The organism is Vibrio sp. D173a, assembly GCF_030248475.1.
Genome location: NZ_JAHGAH010001093.1, coordinates 1 through 1037, shown reverse-complemented (window position 1 = coordinate 1037; position 1037 = coordinate 1). Strand labels below are relative to the sequence as shown.

2 protein-coding genes are annotated in these 1037 nt (G+C 41.5%); both read left to right on the top strand.

The window, feature by feature from the left end:
* Nucleotides 1-545: helix-turn-helix domain-containing protein (locus tag KIV40_RS31530; RefSeq protein WP_285353245.1), on the top strand; the 545-nt coding region annotated here is incomplete at its 5' end.
* Nucleotides 546-862: 317 nt separating this feature from the next.
* The gene (locus tag KIV40_RS31525) at nucleotides 863-985 is read left to right on the top strand and encodes a hypothetical protein (protein WP_285353243.1); all 123 of its coding nucleotides are present in this window, start codon (nucleotides 863-865) and stop codon (nucleotides 983-985) included.
* Nucleotides 986-1037: the final 52 nt, after the last annotated feature.

Here is a 1037-nt window from a genome sequence, read left to right as displayed (position 1 = left end):
CCTCAAAAGGTCTACGCTCGGTTGATGTGCGTATTCTGGCCTCGAACTCCTCAGATATTGAGAAAGCCTTAATAGAAGGGGACTTCAATGAGGAGCTTTATCACTACATCAATGTCCTGCGGATTCATGTACCGAGCCTAAAAGAGCGTGTTAGTGATATCTCTATTCTGGCGAATCACTTTCTTCATGATTATTCGAAGGAGTTTAATGCGCAGGCTAAGAGCTTCTCTGAGGCGGCGACTAGTGCATTATCGCGTTACCATTGGCCCGGTAATGTGCGTGAGCTGATGAACCAAATCAAGCGAGTCGTTCTGATGTCCGATAGCATTATTATTGATGAAGAGCATCTTGATCTGCCAAAGCAACAAGATGAGAAACGCAGCCTGAAAAGCATTCGTGAGCGTTCAGAGCGTGATGCGTTGATCGTGGTATTGGAGTCACATGCCGGGCAGGTTTCTTTGGCAGCGAAGGAGCTTGGGGTTTCACGGGCAACCATGTATCGTCTGCTCAATAAACACAGTTTGATATCCGAAGGTTTAATTTAAACAACCGGTTATGCTCAAAAGCCACGTATTACGTGGCTTTTTTTGTTTGGTTACGGTGGTTTTTTATTTTAGGAAACGACTAAGGCCAGAGATAAGCTCTATAAATTTATATAATCATAGTGAATATCTTATGCTTCATCTTATATGCAACTAATATTTTAGGTGAATACTTTGTTTTCAGAATGTTAATAGATTAGTGGTTGAATAATGTTCTCATTTGGATAGAATTTAACCGTGAAGGCAATGGTTTGGCATCAAACTCATCAGCATTCAAATCACATCTTCTATTGGATTAATTACTTAGCTTGGAGGCGCAAATGAAACATTTCGATTTTATTCAGCACATTTGCGCGTCGTTTGATCTTAGCACTGACATGGTGGCTGCTATGCCACGACTATCAGTGATGGCCGATCGCAACACCCAAGATAAATCTAACTAATTAATCCGTATCCATACTTGGCTGCGGAAAAATAGCAGCTAAGACATCTCTA

What these genes read in the sequence shown, in the direction of transcription:
- KIV40_RS31525 (WP_285353243.1), top strand. Translation starts at nt 863, where the DNA reads ATGAAACATTTCGATTTTATTCAGCACATTTGCGCGTCGTTTGATCTT.